Origin of the sequence: Hydrogenophaga sp. OTU3427, assembly GCF_038440225.1 — a bacterium.
Classification (GTDB): Bacteria; Pseudomonadota; Gammaproteobacteria; order Burkholderiales; family Burkholderiaceae_C; genus Hydrogenophaga.
Map to the genome: position 1 here is coordinate 1 of NZ_JASATI010000096.1, position 2,522 is coordinate 2,522.

2 protein-coding genes are annotated in these 2,522 nt (G+C 62.9%); both read right to left on the bottom strand.

The features are described from left to right. Positions 1-72: 72 nt before the first annotated feature. Positions 73-888, bottom strand: coding sequence for an IS21-like element helper ATPase IstB (gene istB, locus AAHB17_RS24370; protein ID WP_342133650.1), 816 nt, complete (start codon positions 886-888; stop codon positions 73-75). Then, positions 881-2,407, bottom strand: a complete 1,527-nt coding sequence (gene istA / locus AAHB17_RS24375; RefSeq protein WP_342133651.1) for an IS21 family transposase — start codon at positions 2,405-2,407, stop codon at positions 881-883. The genes istB and istA overlap by 8 nt, the downstream gene beginning before the upstream one ends. Positions 2,408-2,522: the final 115 nt, after the last annotated feature.

Consider the following 2,522-nt stretch of genomic DNA (forward strand, 5'->3'; position numbering starts at 1 on the left):
TGTTGATTCATCAGCACAATTGAGCCAGTGATCACGTCGAATATTGAGCCACTGGTTTGATGGATTTTCTGGCTATTCGGTTGTGGATAAGTCTATAGGTTCTGCTGCTTTTCGATCTCCTTTCTGAGCTTTGCTGCGTTGCTTTTGCGGTGCCGCGCCAGCGGCACTGGAATGTCTGAATCGCCAGCTCTCATTGCCCGTCTCCACGATGTGGCAATGGTGTGTAAGGCGGTCGAGCAAGGCGGTGGTCATCTTGGCGTCGCCAAAGACGCTGCTCCATTCCGAGAAGGTCAGGTTGGTGGTGATCACCACGCTGGTTCGCTCGTAGAGCTTGGAGAGCAGGTGGAACAGCATGGCGCCGCCGGACTGCGTGAACGGCAGGTAGCCCAGTTCATCCAGGATCACCAGATCGACGTACATCAGGCGGTGCGCCAGTTGGCCGGTCTTGTTCTGCGCCTTCTCCAGCTCCAGGGCATTGACCAGCTCCACCGTGGAGAAGAAGCGCACCCGTTTGCCATGCATGCGGATGGCCTCGATCCCCAGGCTTGTGGCCAGGTGCGTCTTTCCGGTACCGGGGCCACCGACCAGCACCACGTTGTGCGCCGACTCCAGGAAGCGAAGGGTGTGCAGCTGGCGCACCAGCGCCTCATCGAGTTGCGTATGGGCAAAGTCAAAGCCAGCAAGATCGCGGTGGGAGGGGAAGCGCGCCACGCGCATCTGGTAGGCCATGGAGCGCACCTCGCGCTGCGCCGTCTCGGCCTTGATGAGCTGGTGCAATACGGCCTCGTGATCGAGCGATTTCATGCGGGCGGTGCCCAGCACCTCCGGCCAGGTACTGGCCATGCCGTGCAGGCCCAGCGCCTTGAAGGCATCAATGACGTCATGCATGGCCGGACTCCGGTGTCACCTCAAAGGGCAGTGTGTTGCGCAGTGCGTCATAGCGCTGCAGGTTGGCCAGTGGCGGGGTGTTGAGCGTGAGCATGGTGGCCACCGGCGGCTCAGGGGTGCGCTGCTCCTTCAGGCGTGAGAGCACGTTGAGCACGTGCTCGGCACTCACCCGGCCGGACTGCAGCGCCAGATCCACGGCTACCAGCACGGCCTCCAACCCGTGCAGGCTCACCCCCATGAGCACCTGCGCCATCACCCTGTCGCCCCCGTTGTGGCGCAGCAACTGGCGCTGCAGCTCCTGCAGCGGCTCGGGCATGGTCTTGAAGGGTGCGCCGTTGCGCAGCGCTCCGGGCTTGCGTTCGACCAGCGCGATGTAGTGCATCCAGTCGTAGAGTGTCTGATCGCGCTCGAAGCTGCGCGCCAGGTGCACCTGTCGCCCGTCAGGCCCGACCACCAGCAGGCCATCCGGGTAGGCTCGCAGGCTGACCACCGCGTGAATCCATTCACACGGCACGCTGTAGCGGTTGCGCTGGAAGTGGATCAGCGAGGTGGCTGATACCCGCACCGGCTGTTCCACATAGCCGTCAAACGCACGGGGGTTGGGCATGAGGCGAGCCCGTTCGTCCTGCCAGACGTCAGCCACAGTAAGCTGTGCCCATTCCGGGTGGGTCATCTCACTCCATGCCTTCACACACGCCTGTTCCAGCCAGTCGTTGAGCTCGCTCAGTGTCCCCCAGCGCCGCTCACTGGCCTCACGCCAGATGTCCTTGCGCCGATCCTGCACGTTCTTCTCCACAACCCCCTTCTCCCAGCCGGCGGCGCGGTTGCAGAACTCCGGCTCGAACAGGTAGTGCCCGGTCATGGCCTCGAAACGCGCATTGACGCTGCGCTGCTTGCCCTGGCCGACCTTGTCCACAGCGGTCTTCATGTTGTCGTAGATGCCCCGCCGGGGTACACCACCAAAGAGTGCAAAGGCGCGGGCGTGTGCATCGAACAGCATCTCGTGCGCCTGGCTGTAGTACGCCACCAGGCAGAAGGCTCGACTGGCCGCCAGCTTGGTGTGCGCCACCTCCAGGCGCCGGCGCAGCCCACCGATGAAGAGGTACTCGCAGCTCCAGTCGAACTGGAACGCCTCACCCAGCTCGAAACTCAGCGGCACAAACCCCGCGCCGCGTGCCGCGTTGCCTTGCTCTTGCTGCCAGCGCTGGGCAAATGTGTACACCGGCCCTCGGCTGCCGCCATAGCCCTGCGCGCGCAGCGCTTCAAACATCGCCTTGATCCCGCGCCGATCGCGTTTGCTGCGGTGGCTATCGGCCTTGATCCACTGGCTCAACTGCTCCTTGTAGGGGTCCAGAATGCTCGCCCCCGCCACCCGCTGCGGGTACCGGGGCTCGGTCATCTGACCTTCTTTGAGCCACTTGGTGGCTGTGTTGCGCGAGATGCCCAGCCGCCGGCTGGCCTCGCGCACTGACACGTCCTGCCTCAGCACGAGGCGGCGCAACTTGCTCAATGTGCTCACGTTGATCACTCCTGCTCCCCCGTGCTGAAAAATTCAGCAGGATAGAGCCGCAACGTGGCTCAAATTTCAACGTGAATGCGTCCCAAATCGGCCCAGTTTTGGAAATGATTCAACA

Coding starts and splice junctions, on each gene's coding strand:
- istB (WP_342133650.1), bottom strand. CDS start 888: ATGCATGACGTCATTGATGCCTTCAAGGCGCTGGGCCTGCACGGCATG.